The following is a 17,374-nucleotide window of genomic DNA, read 5'->3' on the forward strand; positions in this document are numbered from 1 at the left end:
TCGCCCTCAGGCCGCCTTGTCCCAGTTGAGCACGACCTTGCCCGACTGGCCGGAGCGCATGGCCTCGAAGCCTTCCTCGAACCGTTCATAGCCCATCTGGTGGGTGATCAGCGGCTGCAGGTCGAGCCCGGCCTTGAGCAGGCCCAGCATCTTGCGCCAGGTCGTGAACATCTCGCGCCCGTAGACGCCCTTGATGGTCAGGGCCTTCAGGATGATGGCGCCCCAGTCCGTCTCCATCGGCTTCGACGGAATGCCCAACATGGCCATGCCGCCGCCCATGATCAGGGTGTCGACGCACTGTTTGAAGGCGATCGGCGAGCCCGACATCTCCAGCGCCACGTCAAAGCCGACCTTGAGGCCGAGCTCGTGCATGACGTCATGCAGATCTTCACGGGTGGTGTTCACGGTGCGGACGCCCGGCGCGACCTTCTGGGCCAGCTCGAGGCGGAAGTCATTGATGTCGGTCAGGACCACGGTGCGGGCGCCGGCGTGGCGGGCGACGGCGGCGGCCATCATGCCGATCGGCCCGGCGCCGGTGACCAGCACATCCTCGCCCAGCAGGTCGAACTGCTGGGCCGTGTGCACGGCGTTGCCGAACGGGTCGAGGATCGAGCCGATCTCATAGGGCACGTCGTCGGGCAGCTCGATGACGTTGAAGGCCGGGGCCACGACGAACTCGGCGAAGGCGCCCTGACGGTTGACGCCGATGCCGCGGGTGTCGGGATCGAGGTGGAAATGGCCCGCCCGGGCCGCTTCGGAGTTCAGGTCGATGACGTGCCCTTCGGCGGAGACGCGCTGGCCGACCTTCAGGCGGCGGTCGACGTCCTTGCCGATGGCGACGATCTCGCCCGAGAACTCATGGCCGGTGATCATCGGCACCGGGACATTCTTCTGGGACCATTCATCCCAGTTCCAGATGTGGATGTCGGTGCCACAGACGGCGGTGCGCTTGACGCGGATCAGCACGTCCTCGTCGCCGGCGACCGGAATGGGAGCGTCGATCAGCTCGAGGCCGACGCCCGGCCGGGTCTTGGCCAGGGCCTTCATGGTGTCCGCCATCAGATAACTCCCAATTCCTTGCCGGCCGTCGTGAACGCCGCGACCGTCTGATCAATCTGTTCGAAGGTATGCGCCGCCGACATCTGGGTGCGGATGCGGGCCTGGCCGCGCGGCACCACCGGGAAGCTGAAGCCGATGACATAGACGCCGAGCTCAAGGGCCCTGGCAGCGAAATCCTGGGCCAGTTTCGCATCACCGAGCATCACCGGAATGATCGGGTGCTCGCCGGGCAACAGGGTGAAGCCCGCCTCGCTCATGGCGGCCCGATAGCGGACCGCGTTTGCGAACAGCTGTTGGCGCAGGGCGTCGCCCTCGTCGCCGCCGGCGATGCGGATCGCCTCGAGGCTGGAGCCGCACACGGCCGGAGCCAGGGCGTTGGAAAACAGATACGGCCGCGCCCGCTGTTTCAGCAGGGCCACGACCTCCGACGTCGCGCAGATGAAGCCGCCCATGGCCCCGCCCAGCGCCTTGCCGAAGGTGCCGGTCAGGAAGTCGATCTCGACCCCGTGGTGGGCATAGGAGCCACGGCCCTGCGGGCCGAGGAAGCCCGTGGCGTGGCAATCGTCGACCATGATCAGGGCGCTGTATTTGTCGGCCAGCGCCCGGATGTCCTTCAGCTTCGCGATATAGCCGTCCATCGAGAAGGCGCCGTCGGTGGCGATGACGATCTCGCGCGCGCCGTCGGCCCGGGCCTGTTTCAGCTGGGTCTCGAGGTCGTCCATGTCCGAGTTGGCGAAGCGATAGCGCTTGGCCTTGCACAGCCGGACGCCGTCGATGATCGAGGCGTGGTTCAGGCTGTCGGAAACGATCGCGTCCTCGGCCCCGAACAGGGGCTCGAAGATGCCGCCGTTGGCGTCGAAGGCGGCCGCGAACAGGATCGTGTCCTCGAAACCGAGATAGTCGGCGACGGCGCGCTCCAGCTCCTTGTGGATCTCCAGCGTGCCGCAGATGAAGCGGACCGAGGCCGTGCCGGCCCCCCATGTTCGCTGCGCTTCGATCCCCGCCTGCGTCACCCGCTCGTCGCCGGCGAGGCCGAGATAATTGTTGGCGCAGAAGTTAAGGACGTCGCGCCCGCCGACCTTGATCACCGGCCCTTGGCGGGAGGCGATGATGCGTTCGGGCTTGGTCAGGCCCTGGGCGTCGATGTCGGCGAGTTCCGCGCGGACGCGGTCATGGAAACTGGCTGTCATGGGCGCTCCGCTACGCCGTTTCCGGCCGCGTTTGAACCCCCCGGATCTAAGTCGTCGCGGCGGGGGCGGTAACCGGCGCCGGCTCCGCCACCGGACGGAACGGGCTCACGCGGATGCGGCCGCCACAGGGGGTGAAGGTCTGGGCCAGCGAGACCGGCGAGGTGTCGCCCGGCGCCGTCATGCGAACACGCGTCGCCGCGGGACAGACCGTCTCGCCGTTCCCCTCGTTCGGGACCACATTCCAGGCGATGTCGAAGAAGGCCTTGGCCTGCGGCGCCAGTTCGACCGGCGCGGGGGCCTGCCCTTGGCGGAAATAGCTGCCCAGGGTCTGTTCGGACCGAATGGCGGTCAGATTTCGACCCTGGCGGTCCTGAAGGACCACAGTCGGATAGCCGGTGAGGCTGCAGGCCTGGGCGCCGACGTTCTGGACACCGAGGACCGACACCCGGTTGCCGGCGCCGGCGTCGCCGCCGTCCGCGGACAGTTTCAGCTGCGGACCGCGGCAAGGCGCGGAGGCGGGCAGCACCCCGCCCGGCGCGGGCTGCTGTCCCGGAACCGGTCCCGGCGCGACCGGACCGGAGGACGGCCGGCTGCACCGTTCCAGCACCGCCACGCCGACATCCTCATTGGGGCCGAGACGGCTGAGGGTGGCGCTCTCCGAGCCGTCACGCGTGGCGCTCCACCATTCAAGACCCGAGCCGGCGTAGCGGGCGCCCGAGGCGGATTGAACGGTGCGCAGGGTGTAGCTCTGGCCCCGGTAGCTCAGCTGCGCCGTGGCCGTGTCGGGATAGGCGACGGTGACCGACTGGCCGCTCTCGCAGGCATAGCTGACCGGCGGCGCGGTCGTTCCGGCGGGCGCCGGCGATGGCGTCACCGGCGCGGGCGGGTTCTCCGTCTCAGGCGAGCAGGCGGCCGCGGCGAACAGGGCGAGGACCGACACGGCGGTGCAGGCGGAGCGAGTGCGGCGCATGGTGGCTTCCCGTAATGAGCAGGTTCAACGCCAGCGAACGGCAAAGGCTCCGCTTGCGCAACCCCGCCCGGATCAGGCCGTCAGCGCCCGGGGCAGTTTGAAGGTCACGGTTTCCCGCTCGCCCGCATCCTCGATCACTTCGGTGTCGAAGCGGGCCCGCACCGCCGCGACCAACTCCTCGATCAGCCGTTCGGGCGCGGAGGCCCCCGCGGTGATCCCCAGGGTGGAGACGCCCTCCAGCCAGGACCAGTCGACCTGGGACGCATCGTCCACCAGCCGGGCTTCGGCCGCGCCGGCGCGCAAGGCCACCTCCACGAGACGCACCGAGTTCGAGGAATTCTTCGACCCGACCACAAGCACCAGCTGACAGCCTTGGCCCAGTCGCTTGACCGCCTCCTGACGATTGGTGGTGGCGTAGCAGATGTCTTCCTTGTGCGGGTCGGGCAGTTCGGGGAAGCGCCGCTTCAGCGTGGCCAGGATTTCCGCGGTATCGTCGACCGACAACGTGGTCTGGGTGGCGTAGGCCAGAGGCGCGTCGCCGGGCCGCTGAAAGGCCTCCGCGTCGGCGACTGTCTCGATCAGGCTGATGGCGTCGGGCGGGAGCTGACCCATGGTGCCGACGACCTCGGGGTGGCCCGCGTGGCCGATCAGGATGATATGGCGGCCGGCGGCGTGGTGCCGTTCCGCCTCAACGTGGACCTTGGACACCAACGGGCAGGTGGCGTCGAGATAGAGCATCTCCCGCGCCTGAGCGGTGGCCGGTACGGACTTGGGCACGCCATGGGCGGAGAACACCACCGGCCGGTCGTCGGGGCAATCGTCCAGTTCCTTGACGAAGATCGCGCCCATCGCCTTGAGCCGTTCGACGACGTGGCGGTTGTGAACGATCTCGTGGCGCACATAGACGGGGGCGCCGTATTTCTCGATGGCCCGCTCGACGATCTGGATCGCACGGTCGACGCCGGCGCAAAAGCCACGGGACGAGGCCAGACGGACGGTCAGCGGGCGCTTTTGGGTCGGGGGCGCAGGGGCGTCGGGGATCATGGCCTGAACCTAGGCGCTCGGGAGCCGCACCGCCACCGCGCCTGACAGCGCACATGACGTCGGTGACGTTTGCCGCGCCTCCGTTTAGCCGCTATCACGCGGGAAGCGTTGCGCGTACGGCGCGCCGCGCCCCTTCCCCGTATCCGGATCTTGTCGAAATGCGTTTCGCCGCCCTCGCCTCCGCCGCCGCCGTGGCCCTGATGTTCTCGGCCACCTGCGCCGCCGCCCAGTCGCCCCAAAGCGACCCCCGCGGCCAGCGCGGCCGCAGCCCGCAGGAGCAGCAGGAAGAGAACGGCGGCCGCAGCAGCGCGCCCCGGCTCGCGCCCCTGGGCCGCAGCGCCGCGGCAGGCCCCTGCCCGTTTGTGAAGGTGCTGTACGACGCCGCCCGTTATGTCGAACTGACCGACGTCTCCGGCCCGATCACGATCGCGAACGTCGGCTTCACCGGCGAGATCGAGGGTCTCGTTTCGGATTGCGCCTATCAGTCGGATGACCCGATCACCGTGCAGGCCCGGGTGCAGTTCAACCTGGGCCGCGGTCCCCGGGCGCAAGGCGACGGCCTGACCTATCGCTACTGGATCGCTGTGACCGAACGGAACCGCGCGGTTCTGGACAAGCAGTATTTCGACCTGCCGGTCAGTTTCGATGGCGGGGACAGTACGACGGTGACCCAGGATCAGACGATCATCATCCCGCGCGCCGAGGCCACGACCAGCGGCGATAATTTCGAAATCCTGGTCGGCTTCGATGTCACCCCGGCGATGGCCGAGTTCAACCGGTCCGGCAGCCGATTCCGCGTCAACGCCGGAACCGGCGCCGCCCAGCCGCCGGCGCAGTAATGACCGACCTCAGGACTGTTCTGGGCGAAGCGGTCGGAGCCGCCTTCGCCGCCGAAGGCGTGGACGCCGCCCTGGCGAAAGTCACCTCCTCCGATCGACCCGATCTGGCGGACTTCCAGTCCAACGGCGCGCTCGCCGCCGCCAAGGCGCTGAAGGCCAATCCGCGCGAGCTGGCGGCCCGTGTCGCTGACCGGCTGAAGAGCGATCCGCGCCTGTCGTCCGTCGAGGTCGCCGGACCAGGCTTCATCAACCTGAAACTGGCCGATGGGGCGCTTTCGGCGCGCGCCGCCGAGGTGGCCGGCGACGGCGAACACGCCGGAGCCTCGCTGGTGGCTTCACCCCGCAAGGTGATCATCGACTTCGCCGGGCCCAACGTGGCCAAGCCGATGCACGTCGGCCATCTGCGCTCGTCCATCATCGGCGAGAGCCTGAAACGCATCTTCCGCTTTCGCGGCGACACGGTCTGGGGCGACGCCCATTTCGGCGACTGGGGCTTCCAGATGGGGCTGCTGATCGTCGCCGTCGGCGACGAGGGCAAGGCCGACGGCTTCCTTGCCGAGGGCGACGGTCCCTTCCCGGCCGAAAGCCCCGTCACGCTCGAGGACCTGGAACGGCTCTACCCCGCCGCCGCGGCCAGGGCCAAGGAGGACGCCGCCTTCCGCGACCGCGCCCGCAAGGCGACAGCGGAGCTGCAGGGCGGACGGCCCGGCTATCGCGCACTGTGGGCCCATTTCGTCGCCGTCAGCCGGACGGCGCTGGAACGCGAGTTCGGCGCCCTCGGCGTCACCTTCGACCTGTGGAACGGCGAGAGCGACGCGGATCCGGTCATGGCGGAAATGATCGCCCACCTTGAGGCCACGGGCCTGCTGGTCGAGGACGACGGCGCCCGCGTGATTCACGTCGCCCGGCCCGGCGAGACGCGCAAGCGCAAGCTGGCGGACGGATCGGTGATCGAGGCCCCGAGCCCGCCGCCATTGCTGGTCATCTCGTCCGAAGGCTCGGCCATGTACGGTACGACCGACCTGGCCACCATCCTCGACCGTCGCAAGGCGATCGACCCCGACCTGATCCTGTACGTCGTCGACGAACGGCAGGCCGAGCATTTCGAACAGGTGTTCCGCGCCGCTTATCTGGCCGGCTACGCCGCAGAGGGCTCGCTGGACCACCTCGGCTTCGGCACCATGAACGGCCCTGACGGCAAGCCCTTCAAGACCCGCGCCGGCGGGGTGCTGAAGCTGCACGACCTGATCACCATGGCCACGGACAAGGCCCGTGAGCGGTTGCAGGAGGCGAAGCTGGGCGCCGATCTGCCCGATGCCGAGTTCGAAGACATCGCCCGCAAGGTGGCGGTCGCCGCGCTGAAATTCGCCGACCTCTCGAACAGCCGGACCACCAGCTACATCTTCGACCTCGACCGCTTCATGAGCTTCGAGGGCAAGACCGGGCCGTACCTCCTCTACCAGGCGGTCCGTATCAAATCCCTGCTGCGCAAGGGCGCGGACCAGGGCGCGGCGCCCGGTCCGATCGTGATCGCCGAGCCGGCCGAACGCGATCTGGCCCTGACGCTGGACGCCTTCTCCCAGGCCGTGACCGACGCCTATGACAAACGGATGCCGCACGTCATCGCCGAGCACGCCTACCGTCTGGCGCAGTCGTTCTCGAAATTCTACGCCGCCTGCCCTGTGCTGGTCGCGCCGGATGAGGCGACGAAGGGCTCGCGCCTGACCCTGTCGAAGGCGGCGCTGGACCAGCTGGAGACGGCGCTGGACCTGCTGGGCATCGACACGCCGGAGCGGATGTAGGTTAGACTGGCGCCTCAGCAGGGAGACCGCCCATGTCGCTCGACACCTATATCGCCGGCCTGCCCAAGGCGGAGCTGCATCTGCATATCGAGGGCAGTCTCGAGCCCGAGCTGATGTTCGAACTGGCGCAGCGCAACGGCGTGGCCATCCCGTTCGACAGCGTCGAGGCGGTACGCGCCGCCTATGATTTCTCGAACCTGCAGGACTTCCTCGACATCTATTATGCCGGGGCGAATGTGCTGCTGACCCGCCGGGACTTCGAGGACCTGGCCTTCGCCTATTTCCAGCGCGCCGCGGCCGACAATGTGCGTCACGCCGAGATCTTCTTCGACCCGCAGACGCACACCGACCGGGGCGTGCCCTTCGGCGTGGTGGTCGAGGGGCTGATCGCCGGCATGGACCGGGCGAAGGCCGAACTGGGCGTGACGTCAGGCCTGATCCTCAGCTTCCTGCGCCACCTGACCGAAGATGAGGCCTTCGCGACCCTCGAGTCGGCGAAGCCGTATCTGCATCATTTCGTCGGCGTCGGCCTGGACTCGTCGGAGGTCGGCCACCCGCCGTCCAAGTTCGAGCGCGTCTTCGCCGCCGCGCGGGACCTCGGCTTGAAGCTCTGCGCCCACGCCGGCGAGGAGGGCCCGCCGGCCTATGTCCGCGAGGCGCTGGACCTGCTGCACATCGACCGCATGGACCATGGCAACCGGTCGATGGAGGACGAGGCCCTGATCCAGCGGCTGGCGGCGTCGCGGATGACGCTGACGGTGTGCCCGCTGTCGAACCTGAAGCTCTGCGTCGTGAAGGACCTGAAGGATCATCCCGTGCCGGAGATGCTCCGCCGCGGTCTGCACGTGACCCTGAACTCGGACGATCCGGCCTATTTCGGCGGCTATGTGAACGAGAACTACCGCCAGCTGGCGACGGCCGTCGGCCTGACGCGCGAACAGGTCACCCTGCTGGCGCGCAACAGTTTCGAGGGGTCGTTCCTGGACGAGGCGGACAAGGCCGCGCGGATCGCCGAAGTCGAGGCTTGGGCCGCCCGTTCCGCTTGACTTCGCCCCGGAGTCGGGGCCTAGGTCGCGACGCTCTCGCGGGAGAGATCGGAGCCCTTTCGAGGGGTCCGGAGCCGAAGGCGCAACCGCCCCGGAAACGCTCAGGCAAACGGACCGCGAAGGCATACGGACGCTGGAAAGTCGCTCCTTGCGGGCGCGCCGACGGAGCAAGACGCCTTCACTTGAGGCGCCGGAATCTCTCAGGCTTCAGGACAGCGGGGGCGCGAGGACGGCGGAGCTTTCCGCCCCGGTACGCGACTCTGAAGGCCGACATGACCGACGACACCTTGAAGACGACGCCCCTCAACGCCGCGCACCGCGCGCTCGGCGCCCGTATGGTGGGCTTTGGCGGCTATGATATGCCGGTCCAGTACGAGGGCGTGCTGGCCGAGCACCGCTGGACCCGCGAACACGCCGGCCTGTTCGACGTCTCACACATGGGCCAGTGCAAGATCACCGGCGAGGACGCCGTCGCCCAGTTCGAGCGCTTCGTGCCCGGCGACTATGCGATCCTCAAGGCGGGGCGGCAGAAATACAGCCTGCTGCTGAACGCCGAAGGCGGGATCATGGACGACCTGATGGCGGGCCGGCCCGACCATGACGGCCTCTATGTGGTGGTCAACGCCGGCAACAAGGACGCCGATTTCGCTTTCCTCGAGGCCAACCTGTCCGGCGACGCCAAGCTGACGGTCCTGTCCGACCGGGCGCTGATCGCCATTCAGGGCCCGGAAGCGGCCGAGGTCATGGCGGCGCACGAGCCGGTCCTGGCCGAGTTCGGCTTCATGGACTGCGCCCGGCTGGTGCTGTTCGGGGTCGACTGCTTCGTGTCGCGCTCGGGCTACACCGGCGAGGACGGCTATGAGATTTCGGTGCCGAACGCGGACGCCGAGCGCATCTGGACTGCCATCCTGAAGGACGCCCGCGTCAAGCCGATCGGCCTGGGCGCCCGCGACAGCCTGCGACTGGAAGCCGGCCTGCCGCTGCACGGCCACGACATCGACCCGACGACCAGCCCGGTCGAGGGCGCCCTGACCTTCGCCCTGTCGAAGTCGCGCAAGGAGCGCGCCGATTTCAACGGCGCCGACCGCATTCTCAAGGAACTGGCCGACGGCCCGTCGCGGGTCCGCGTCGGTCTGAGCGTCAAGGAAGGCGCCCCGGCCCGTGAAGGGGCCGAGATCGCCGACATGGACGGAAACGTGATCGGCAACGTCACATCGGGCGGCCCCTCGCCGACGTTGGGCCGCAACATCGCCATGGGCTATGTCCCGCCGAAATTCGCCGATCTGGGCACGGAACTGAAGGTCATCGTGCGCGGCAAGCCCGCCGCCGCCGAGGTCGTCGCCATGCCTTTCGTCGCCCAACGCTACTATCGCAAACCGAAAGCCTGAGGATCGGACCGATGCATTTTTCCAAGGATCACGAGTGGGTTCGCTTCGACGGCGACATCGCCACCGTCGGAATTTCCAAGCACGCCGCTGACGCCCTGGGCGACGTGGTGTTCGTCGAGACGCCGGAAGCCGGCAAGACCGTCTCGAAGGGCGACAGTTTCGCCGTCGTCGAGAGCGTCAAGGCGGCTTCGGACGTCTACGCCCCGGTCTCGGGCGAAGTCATCGAGGGCAACGCCGCCCTCGCCACCGCCCCCGAAACCGTCAACGCCGATCCCGAAGGCGAGGGCTGGTTCGCGAAGATCCGGGTCTCCGACGCCTCGACCGGCGGCCTGATGGACCGCGCCGCCTACGACGCCTTCCTCACCTCTCTCTAAGCCCTTCCCTCCCGCACGGATCTCCCCGCCATGCGCTACCTGCCGCTGACGCCCGACGACCGCTCCGCCATGCTGGCGGCGATCGGGGCCAAATCCATCGATGACCTGTTCGTGGACGTGCCCGAAGCGGCGCGCCGCGACGGCTTCGTCGACCTGCCGCGCGTGGCGGGCGAACTGGAAGTCGAGCGGGCGCTGGGGGCCATGGCGGCGAAGAACGCCTCGGCGGGCTCCGTGCCCTTCTTCTGCGGCGCCGGCGCCTACAAGCACCATGTGCCGGCGACGGTGGACCACGTGATCCAGCGCTCGGAGTTCCTGACCAGCTACACGCCGTACCAGCCGGAAATCGCCCAGGGCACGCTGCAGTATCTGTACGAATTCCAGACCCAGGTCGCGAACCTGACCGGCATGCCGGTGGCCAACGCCAGCCTGTATGACGGTTCGACCGCCATGGCCGAGGGCGTGCTGATGGCGACCCGCGTGACCCGCCGCAACAAGGCGGTAATCTCGGGCGGGGTGCATCCCCACTATGTCCGGGCGACCGAGACCGTGGTCCACGCGGTCGGCGTCGAGACCCAGGTCCTGACCGCCGCCGTCGACGCCGAGGCGGACGTCATCGCGCAGATCGGACCGGACACCGCCTGCGTCGTCGTCCAGACCCCGAACGTCTTCGGCACGGCCACCGATGTGACGAAGATCGCCGAAGCGGCCCACGCCGCCGGCGCCCTGCTGATCGTCGTGGTCACGGAGGCCGTGTCGATGGGCCTGCTGAAATCGCCGGGCGAAATGGGGGCCGACATCGTCGCCGCCGAAGGCCAGTCGATCGGCAATGCGCTGAATTTCGGCGGCCCGTACGTCGGCCTGTTCGCCTGCCGCGAAAAACTGGTCCGCCAGATGCCGGGTCGCCTGACCGGCGAGACGGTGGATGCCGATGGCAAGCGTGGCTTCGTCCTGACCCTGTCGACCCGCGAGCAGCACATCCGCCGCGACAAGGCGACGTCGAACATCTGCACCAACTCGGGCCTCTGCACCCTGGCCTTCACCATCCACATGAGCCTGTTGGGCGAGACCGGGCTGCGCAAGATGGCCCTGCTAAATCACGAGAAGGCGCTGGCGACCCGCGACGCGCTGGCGGCGATCCCGGGCGTCGAGGTCCTGACCCCGCGCTTCTTCAACGAGTTCGCGGTGAAGCTGCCGAAGCCGGCCGCCGAGGTGGTCGAGCAACTGGCCCAGCACCGCATTCTGGCCGGCGTGCCCTACAGCCGCCTCGCCCCCGACGCCGGCATGGACGATGTCCTGCTGGTCGCGGCGACCGAGATGACCATGGACGGCGACATCAAAATCCTGGCGAGCGCGCTCGCCAAGGTCTGCGCGTAAGGAGCCGGGACCATGAGCACGATGAACACCGTCGGCCGCCCGACCAGCCCGAACCGCGTCGAGAGCAAGCCCGCCACCCTGACCGGCGCCCGGGGCCTGCTGCAGGACGAGCATCTGATCTTCGAGAGCGACGGCTGGGGCAAGACCGGCGTCGACCTGCCCGAGCCGAAAGCGGACGGTTCTGATCTGGGTGATCTGGTCCGCAAGGATCCGATCGGCCTGCCGGGTCTCTCCGAGCCCGAGACGATGCGCCACTATGTGCGCCTGTCGCAGAAGAACCACGCCATCGACCTGGCCATCTATCCGCTGGGCTCGTGCACGATGAAGCACAACCCGCGCCTCAACGAGAAGATGGCCCGCCTGCCCGGCTTCTCCGACATCCACCCGCTGCAGCCGACGTCCACCGTGCAGGGCGCGCTGGAGCTGATGGATACGCTGGCGCACTGGCTCAAGACCCTGACCGGCATGCCCGCCGTGGCCCTGTCGCCCAAGGCCGGCGCCCATGGCGAGCTGTGCGGCCTGATGGCCATCCGCGCCGCCCACGAGGCCTCGGGCCAGCATGAGCAGCGCCGCAAGGTGCTGGTGCCGACCTCGGCCCACGGGACCAATCCGGCCACCGCCGCCTTCGTCGGCTATACGGTGGTGGAAGTGGCCCAGACCGACGACGGCCGCGTCGATGTGGCCGATCTGGCCTCCAAGCTGGGCGACGACGTCGCCGCCATCATGGTGACCAATCCGAACACCTGCGGCCTGTTCGAGCGCGATATCCTCGAGATCAGCCGCCTGACCCATGAGGCCGGCGCCTATTTCTACTGCGACGGGGCCAACTTCAACGCCATCGTCGGCCGGGTCCGTCCGGGCGATCTGGGCGTCGATGCGATGCACATCAACCTGCACAAGACCTTCTCGACGCCGCACGGCGGCGGCGGGCCGGGCGCGGGTCCGGTGGTGCTGTCGGAGGCGCTGGCGCCGTTCGCGCCGGCCCCGTGGGTCGTGCATGACGCCGACGGCTATCGCCTGATCGAGCGCGAGGAAGACGAGGCGGCCCAGGCCTTCGGCCGGCTGTGCGCCTTCCAGGGCCAGATGGGCATGTACACCCGCGCGCTCAGCTACATGATGAGCCACGGCTCCGACGGCCTGCGCCAGGTCGCCGAGGATGCGGTGCTGAACGCGAACTATATCAAGGCCCGACTTTCGGACCTGATGAGCGCCGCCTTCCCGGACGGGCCGTGCATGCACGAGGCCCTGTTCGACGATGAATGGCTGAAGGGCACGGAGGTGACCACGCTCGACTTCGCCAAGGCGATGATCGACGAGGGCTTCCACCCGATGACCATGTATTTCCCCCTGGTCGTCCACGGCGCCATGCTGATCGAGCCGACCGAGACGGAGTCCAAGCAGGAGCTGGATCGCTTCATCCACGCCATGCGGGCGCTGGCGGAAGCGGCCAAGGCCGGCGACGTCGACCGGTTCAAGGGCGCCCCCTTCCATGCACCGATGAAGCGTCTGGACGAGACCCGCGCCGCCCGCTCGCCGGTGCTGCGCTGGACGGCGCCGGAAGGGTCGAATATCGCCGCCGAATAGGCGTCGGGTCAGACGGGTTCGAACAGGAAGTTGTTGCTGTAGTCCGGGGCGCGCCAGAAGCGCTCGCCGGTCTGGTTCTGGTGGATCGCCAGGTCGAACTCGGACACCGGCCTGAGCGTCTTTGCCTGGATGAACCGGCCCGTGTAGCCGCGCGCCTCAAGGTGGCGGAAGCAGTCGAACACCGAGCCGGTCCGCAGGTGCCGTTGCTCGCATTCGAACAGCAGGACCGGCCGGTCCTGGCGGAGGATGCGGTCGGCGCCGCGGAAGACGTCCAGTTCCGCGCCCTCGACATCGACCTTCAGTACGCCCAGCCGGTCTGACGGAGCGAAATAGTCGTCGAGGGCCACGACGGGCACCTGCACCGTTTGCGCGCCGGCGATCGGGACCAGACTGGCCTCGGGCGAATTGACCGAGGGCATGTACAGTTCGAGCACGCCGGAATGGTCCGACACGCCCTTCTGTTCGATCGTGACATTGCGCAGCGGCAGGGTCGCGGCGAGGGTCTCAAGGTAGGCGGCCAGTCCCGGCTGCGGCTCGAAGGCGACGACGCGCTCCGCCCAGCGGGCCATCCAGTAGAGGTAGCTGCCCTTGTTGGCGCCAACGTCGCAGGCCAGGTCGCCCGGCTTGGTGTGTCGACGGATCAGGGCCAGTTCGGCCGCCTGGTCGAGCAGGCGGGCCCGGTGGGCCCGCCAGAGGAAACGCGCTTTCATCGGCGGACTATACAGCCCCGGTTGTTCCCCGCCATCCGCGTCGTCGGTCGGTGGACGGCGGCCGCGCACGGCAATGTGATCGCCGGCCGCTTCAGCAGGCGTATGCTCACATTTGCGTAGTCTGAGCCACAACAAGCGTTGGGAGGCGCTGCGGTCATGATGTCACGCGTACAAAAAGGCATGATCGCCGGTCTGGCCGCAACGGTCGCGGTGTCGGTGCTCGAAGCCGCCAACCTTTATTTCGGGCCATGGACGGCCAGTTTTCCGCGATTGCTGTCCGTCATGCTGCAGACACCCGATCTGATGGTCGTCGGGTGGATCGCCCACTTCGTCGTCGGCACCCTGATACTGGGTCCGCTCTTCGGCGTGCTCTGCCCGCGACTGCCGACCGACACGCCCGAATCGAAGGGGATTCTCTTCGCGGTCGGAGCGTTCGTCGTGATGGGCCTCACCGTGGCGCCGCTGGTCGGCGTCCTGGGCGGTCGGCCGGTGGGCATCTTCTTCATGCAGGCGGGTTTCGGTACCCTGGCCTGGATGATCGCCACCCACGCCGTCTATGGCGTCGTGCTGGGCAGCGTCTACGGGCGGCTGGTGGAGCGAGGCAAACGGGCGCATGCGCCCGCCGGAGCCACGGCCCACTGACTTTGTTGGGCCGCGGTCACAGGGCTCCGCCCTGTCGACCCGACGCGGCCTGACCTAGTTCAGCCGCGCGCCGATCTGGGCGATGGCGGCGTCGAGCAGCGGGTCGGACTTCTGGCCGGCCAGACGGGCGGCGAGGATCTGCTCCGCGGCGCGGGCGGCGAGGTCGGCGGCGGCGGTCTTGACCTCGGCCACGGCCTGAACCTCGGCCTGGGCGATGCGACGCTCGGCCAGGGCCTGACGGCGGGCGAGGGTCTCTTCCAGCTTGGCCTTGGCCTCGACTTCCATCAGGCGGGCGTCGGCTTCGGCGGCGGCAAGCATTTCGGCGGCCTGGGCCTCGGCCTCGGCCTTTTCGGTGCGGATCTGGGCCAGCAGGGCCTCGGCCTCGGCGCGCAGACGGGCGGCCTCGTCGAGCTCGGACTGGATCTTGGCGGCCTTGGCGTCGAGCGCCCCGCCGACCAGCTTCGGCACGCCCACGGCGACGCAGACGCCGAAGAACAGCAGCAGGCCGACGGCGACCCAGAGCTCCGGGTTCGACAGGCTGTAAAGATGCGGGTTGAAGAATTCCATCAGGCGGCGCCCTTCACGGCGGCAGAAGCTTCAGCGGCGGTCGGCGCCTTGCCGGTCAGGCGTTCGACGATGGCGGCGGCCGTATCGGAGGCGATGGCGCCGACATTGGTCATGGCGGCGTCGCGGGTCTTGCCGATGGCGGTCTCGGCCTCGGCGATGCGGGCGTTGACGACGGCTTCTTCCTCGGCGGCGCGGGCGTTGGCGGTCTCGGTGACGCGAGCCTTGGCGGCGGCGGCCATCGAGCGGGACGAGGCGCGGGCGGCCTCGACCTCGGCCTTGGCGGCCTCAGCCTGGCCGGCGGCCTCGGCCTGGACCTGACGGGCGGCCGAGACGGCGTCGGCGATGGTGGCGGCGCGCTGGTCGATGACGCCGCGCAGACGCGGCACGAAGACCTTGGCCATCAGCCAGTAGAGCAGGGCGAACAGGACGATCAGATAAACGATCTGACCGAACCAGTGCTGGAACTCGAACTGCGGCAGGCCGCCCCCGCCTTCGCCATGCGTGGCTTCGGTCGAGGCGTGCGTGTCCGCGACGGCGACCGAATGGGGCGCGTCGTGAGTCACTGCGGGTTGAGCGGAATCGGTCATCTGTCGCCTGGGTTTGGAGCGGTCGATACGTCAGTCAGAAGCGAGGCGGCGACCCGGCCGGAACCGGGCCGCCCCCTCGATCAGAAGGACGAAATCAGCTCGCCGACGTCCAGAGCAGGATGCCGATGACGAACGACAGGATGCCCAGGGCTTCGGCCAGGGCCGCGCCGACGAACAGGTTGCCGATTTGCGAGCCGGCGGCCGACGGGTTGCGCAGGGCGCCCGACAGGAAGTTGCCGAAGATGTTGCCGACGCCGATGCCGGCGCCGATCATGCCGGTCATGGCCAGGCCGGCGCCGATGGCGTTGCCGGCCGAGACGATGGCGGCGGCGTTGGCGGCGGCGATTTGCGGATCAACCATGGTGTTCAGTCCTGTGAGAGTTGGTTGGTTGGAGAAAAAGCGGGTGGGTTAGTGATGGTCGCTGAGGTTGACCACGTCGTTCAGGTAGACGCAGGTCAGCACGGCGAAGACGAAGGCCTGGAGGAAGGCCACGAGGAACTCCAGCGCGGTCAGGGCGGTGACCAGGCTGAGCGAAAGCGCGGCGCCCGGCAGGCCGAGGTAGCCCCAGCCGCCCGCGGCGGCCATGGCCCCCAGCGACACGACGAAGCCGGCGAAGACCTTCAGGGCGACGTGGCCGCCCATCATGTTGCCGAACAGACGAAGGGTGAGCGTCAGGGGGCGCAGCAGGAAGGAGAAGAATTCGATCAGGCCGACGATCGGGCGCATCACCAGCGGCGCGCCGGTGGGCCAGAACAGGCCGAGGAATTTCAGGCCGTTCTTTTTGATGCCGATGATCACCACCAGCAGGAAGGTGATGACGCCGAAGGTGGCGGTCACGGCCAGCTGCGACGTGGCGGTGAAGCTGAGGAACATGCCCAGCATGTTCATCGCCAGGATGAAGGTGAAGACGGTGAAGACGAACGGGAAATATTTCCGGCCGTCATGGCCGATGATCGATTCGGAGATGCCGTCGATCATGCCGAACAGGGTCTCGCCCACGGCCTGGCCGCGGCCCGGAACGACCTTGGCGCCCGAGGTGACCAGCTGGAAGAAGCCGACCACCAGCAGGAAGGCGAGGGTCATCGCCAGGTGCGAATTGGTGAAGGCCAGATGGACCGTGCCGACGAGCGGCAGAGTCACTTCGCCGAAGTCGAGACCCGGCAGGGGGGTAACCTGGAACTGGTGTAGCGGATCGGCCATCGGGCGATCAGACTCCCTGGTCTTCGTCGTCGTCGAAGGGAACCGACTGAGGCTCCCCATGCTGTTTCGCTTCGGCCATCAGGCGTTGCGCCGTGCGCCACGCCATCCACACCGAGACGGCGAAGCCCAGAAGGACGCCGCCGATTATTCCCCAGGGCGTCGTCCCGGCGAACCGGTCGATCCCGAAGCCGATCGCCAGACCGACGAAGACGCCGCCGAACAGATCGGCGAGAATCTTCCAAGCCTGTCCCGCCGCCGCCTGACCAGCGGCCTCGTGAGAGATCTGGCGGGCGGTGCGCGCCTCCAGATCGGATGCGCTTTCGTTGAGACGAGCGATCGCCTCTTCGCGCGATTCCGGTGGCAGGGACATAGGGGCCTCAGCGCCTCTCCGCTGACGTCGAAAGACGGGCGTCGAGGAGGGTCTGAATTCGGCGCGGAACCTATAGGGGCGACCCGGTTTGGTCAAGGCGATCGCCCGACTCATTAGTCTTTTGATATCTCAAGGGATTATTGCGTCCGTGCCGGGGTGTGACGTTGTGTTCGTTCGTCCACACGAGCGGCAGGTTGATCGAGGGCAGGCCGCGGGCGCGCCGGTACTGTCGCGCGTGCCACTTCTTTTGATGAAAACCCGGCGGAGCTGGCGGAGCCGGCTCATCAACTCGGCGATCATGGCGGCGCGCTGCGCGGGCGGCAGGTCCGGGCCGCGGTCGGGTCGGGGTTGGCGAGCCTTGGGCATGGGGTCTCCGTGTGGGATCGAGGAAGGGCGCAGGCGTCGGCGCCGCGCTGTTTCCAGGGCGGTTATGGGAGGCATGGCGGAGCGCCCGGACCTTCGCCCGGATGAGTAGATAGGAATACCGTTTCGGCGAAAGACAGACGCTCCGCGCGGCGGGTTTTCGACGCGCCGGGGCCGTCGCCTGTTGTTGGCAGGTGACCCGGTCCGCGCGCCGCGGGCAGGGACGGCGACGACCGTCTCCTGGACCGGACGGGGGTTGTTCCC

General features: G+C 68.3%; 18 protein-coding genes and 2 riboswitches. Of the genes, 8 read left to right on the forward strand and 10 right to left on the reverse strand.

The window, feature by feature from the left end; genetic code table 11:
• Window positions 1–6: 6 nt before the first annotated feature.
• From tdh to ispH, 4 genes are all read right to left on the reverse strand, one after another.
• The gene (gene tdh / locus B2742_RS02415; RefSeq protein WP_349681110.1) at window positions 7–1,047 is read right to left on the reverse strand and encodes an L-threonine 3-dehydrogenase; all 1,041 of its coding nucleotides are present in this window, start codon (window positions 1,045–1,047) and stop codon (window positions 7–9) included.
• A gap of 11 nt (window positions 1,048–1,058) precedes the next feature.
• Window positions 1,059–2,249 (reverse strand): glycine C-acetyltransferase, encoded by a 1,191-nt coding sequence (locus B2742_RS02420; protein WP_292062530.1) that lies wholly within the window; start codon window positions 2,247–2,249, stop codon window positions 1,059–1,061.
• Between the two features lie 46 nt (window positions 2,250–2,295).
• Window positions 2,296–3,219: a DUF4232 domain-containing protein gene (locus B2742_RS02425; protein ID WP_292062533.1), complete on the reverse strand. Its 924-nt coding sequence runs from the start codon at window positions 3,217–3,219 to the stop codon at window positions 2,296–2,298.
• Between the two features lie 72 nt (window positions 3,220–3,291).
• Window positions 3,292–4,263 (reverse strand): 4-hydroxy-3-methylbut-2-enyl diphosphate reductase, encoded by a 972-nt coding sequence (gene ispH, locus B2742_RS02430; RefSeq protein ID WP_292062536.1) that lies wholly within the window; start codon window positions 4,261–4,263, stop codon window positions 3,292–3,294.
• 158 nt (window positions 4,264–4,421) lie between these two features.
• Here ispH and B2742_RS02435 point away from each other — a divergent pair, with 158 nt between their 5' ends.
• The 7 genes from B2742_RS02435 to gcvPB all read left to right on the forward strand — a co-directional run bounded on the left by B2742_RS02435 (window position 4,422) and on the right by gcvPB (window position 12,670).
• Window positions 4,422–5,102, forward strand: a complete 681-nt coding sequence (locus B2742_RS02435) for a Tat pathway signal sequence domain protein (RefSeq protein ID WP_292062539.1) — start codon at window positions 4,422–4,424, stop codon at window positions 5,100–5,102.
• Window positions 5,102–6,904, forward strand: a complete 1,803-nt coding sequence (argS, locus tag B2742_RS02440; RefSeq protein ID WP_292062540.1) for an arginine--tRNA ligase — start codon at window positions 5,102–5,104, stop codon at window positions 6,902–6,904. Before B2742_RS02435 ends, argS begins: the two co-directional genes overlap by 1 nt.
• A gap of 32 nt (window positions 6,905–6,936) precedes the next feature.
• The gene (locus B2742_RS02445) at window positions 6,937–7,950 is read left to right on the forward strand and encodes an adenosine deaminase (RefSeq protein ID WP_292062543.1); all 1,014 of its coding nucleotides are present in this window, start codon (window positions 6,937–6,939) and stop codon (window positions 7,948–7,950) included.
• A gap of 29 nt (window positions 7,951–7,979) precedes the next feature.
• Window positions 7,980–8,077, forward strand: a riboswitch (glycine riboswitch).
• A 4-nt stretch (window positions 8,078–8,081) separates the two neighbouring features.
• A riboswitch (glycine riboswitch) is annotated at window positions 8,082–8,168 on the forward strand.
• 54 nt (window positions 8,169–8,222) lie between these two features.
• Window positions 8,223–9,338, forward strand: coding sequence for a glycine cleavage system aminomethyltransferase GcvT (gene gcvT / locus B2742_RS02450; protein WP_292062546.1), 1,116 nt, complete (start codon window positions 8,223–8,225; stop codon window positions 9,336–9,338).
• Window positions 9,339–9,349: 11 nt separating this feature from the next.
• Window positions 9,350–9,712 (forward strand): glycine cleavage system protein GcvH, encoded by a 363-nt coding sequence (gene gcvH / locus B2742_RS02455; protein ID WP_292062548.1) that lies wholly within the window; start codon window positions 9,350–9,352, stop codon window positions 9,710–9,712.
• A 30-nt stretch (window positions 9,713–9,742) separates the two neighbouring features.
• Window positions 9,743–11,086 (forward strand): aminomethyl-transferring glycine dehydrogenase subunit GcvPA, encoded by a 1,344-nt coding sequence (gcvPA, locus tag B2742_RS02460; protein ID WP_292062551.1) that lies wholly within the window; start codon window positions 9,743–9,745, stop codon window positions 11,084–11,086.
• Between the two features lie 12 nt (window positions 11,087–11,098).
• Window positions 11,099–12,670: an aminomethyl-transferring glycine dehydrogenase subunit GcvPB gene (gene gcvPB, locus B2742_RS02465; RefSeq protein WP_292062555.1), complete on the forward strand. Its 1,572-nt coding sequence runs from the start codon at window positions 11,099–11,101 to the stop codon at window positions 12,668–12,670.
• Window positions 12,671–12,678: 8 nt separating this feature from the next.
• Here gcvPB and B2742_RS02470 read toward each other — a convergent pair whose 3' ends face one another.
• Window positions 12,679–13,380: an FkbM family methyltransferase gene (locus B2742_RS02470; protein WP_292062557.1), complete on the reverse strand. Its 702-nt coding sequence runs from the start codon at window positions 13,378–13,380 to the stop codon at window positions 12,679–12,681.
• A 159-nt stretch (window positions 13,381–13,539) separates the two neighbouring features.
• Between B2742_RS02470 and B2742_RS02475 the strand changes: the two genes are divergently transcribed.
• Window positions 13,540–14,022, forward strand: a complete 483-nt coding sequence (locus tag B2742_RS02475; RefSeq protein ID WP_349681111.1) for a DUF6789 family protein — start codon at window positions 13,540–13,542, stop codon at window positions 14,020–14,022.
• Between the two features lie 54 nt (window positions 14,023–14,076).
• Here the strand turns inward: B2742_RS02475 and B2742_RS02480 are convergent, their stop codons facing one another.
• From B2742_RS02480 to B2742_RS02500, 5 genes are all read right to left on the reverse strand, one after another.
• Window positions 14,077–14,589, reverse strand: coding sequence for a F0F1 ATP synthase subunit B (locus B2742_RS02480; RefSeq protein ID WP_292062563.1), 513 nt, complete (start codon window positions 14,587–14,589; stop codon window positions 14,077–14,079).
• Entirely contained in the window at window positions 14,589–15,176 is a 588-nt protein-coding gene (locus tag B2742_RS02485; protein WP_292062564.1) for a hypothetical protein, read from the reverse strand. The genes B2742_RS02480 and B2742_RS02485 overlap by 1 nt, the downstream gene beginning before the upstream one ends.
• Window positions 15,177–15,270: 94 nt before the next feature.
• Window positions 15,271–15,537: a F0F1 ATP synthase subunit C gene (locus tag B2742_RS02490; RefSeq protein ID WP_055829911.1), complete on the reverse strand. Its 267-nt coding sequence runs from the start codon at window positions 15,535–15,537 to the stop codon at window positions 15,271–15,273.
• Between the two features lie 48 nt (window positions 15,538–15,585).
• Window positions 15,586–16,377 (reverse strand): F0F1 ATP synthase subunit A, encoded by a 792-nt coding sequence (locus B2742_RS02495; RefSeq protein WP_292062578.1) that lies wholly within the window; start codon window positions 16,375–16,377, stop codon window positions 15,586–15,588.
• Window positions 16,378–16,384: 7 nt separating this feature from the next.
• Entirely contained in the window at window positions 16,385–16,747 is a 363-nt protein-coding gene (locus B2742_RS02500) for an AtpZ/AtpI family protein (protein WP_292062580.1), read from the reverse strand.
• Between the last annotated feature and the right edge of the window lie 627 nt (window positions 16,748–17,374).

The organism is Brevundimonas sp. UBA7664, assembly GCF_002483305.1.
Lineage (GTDB): Bacteria > Pseudomonadota > Alphaproteobacteria > Caulobacterales > Caulobacteraceae > Brevundimonas.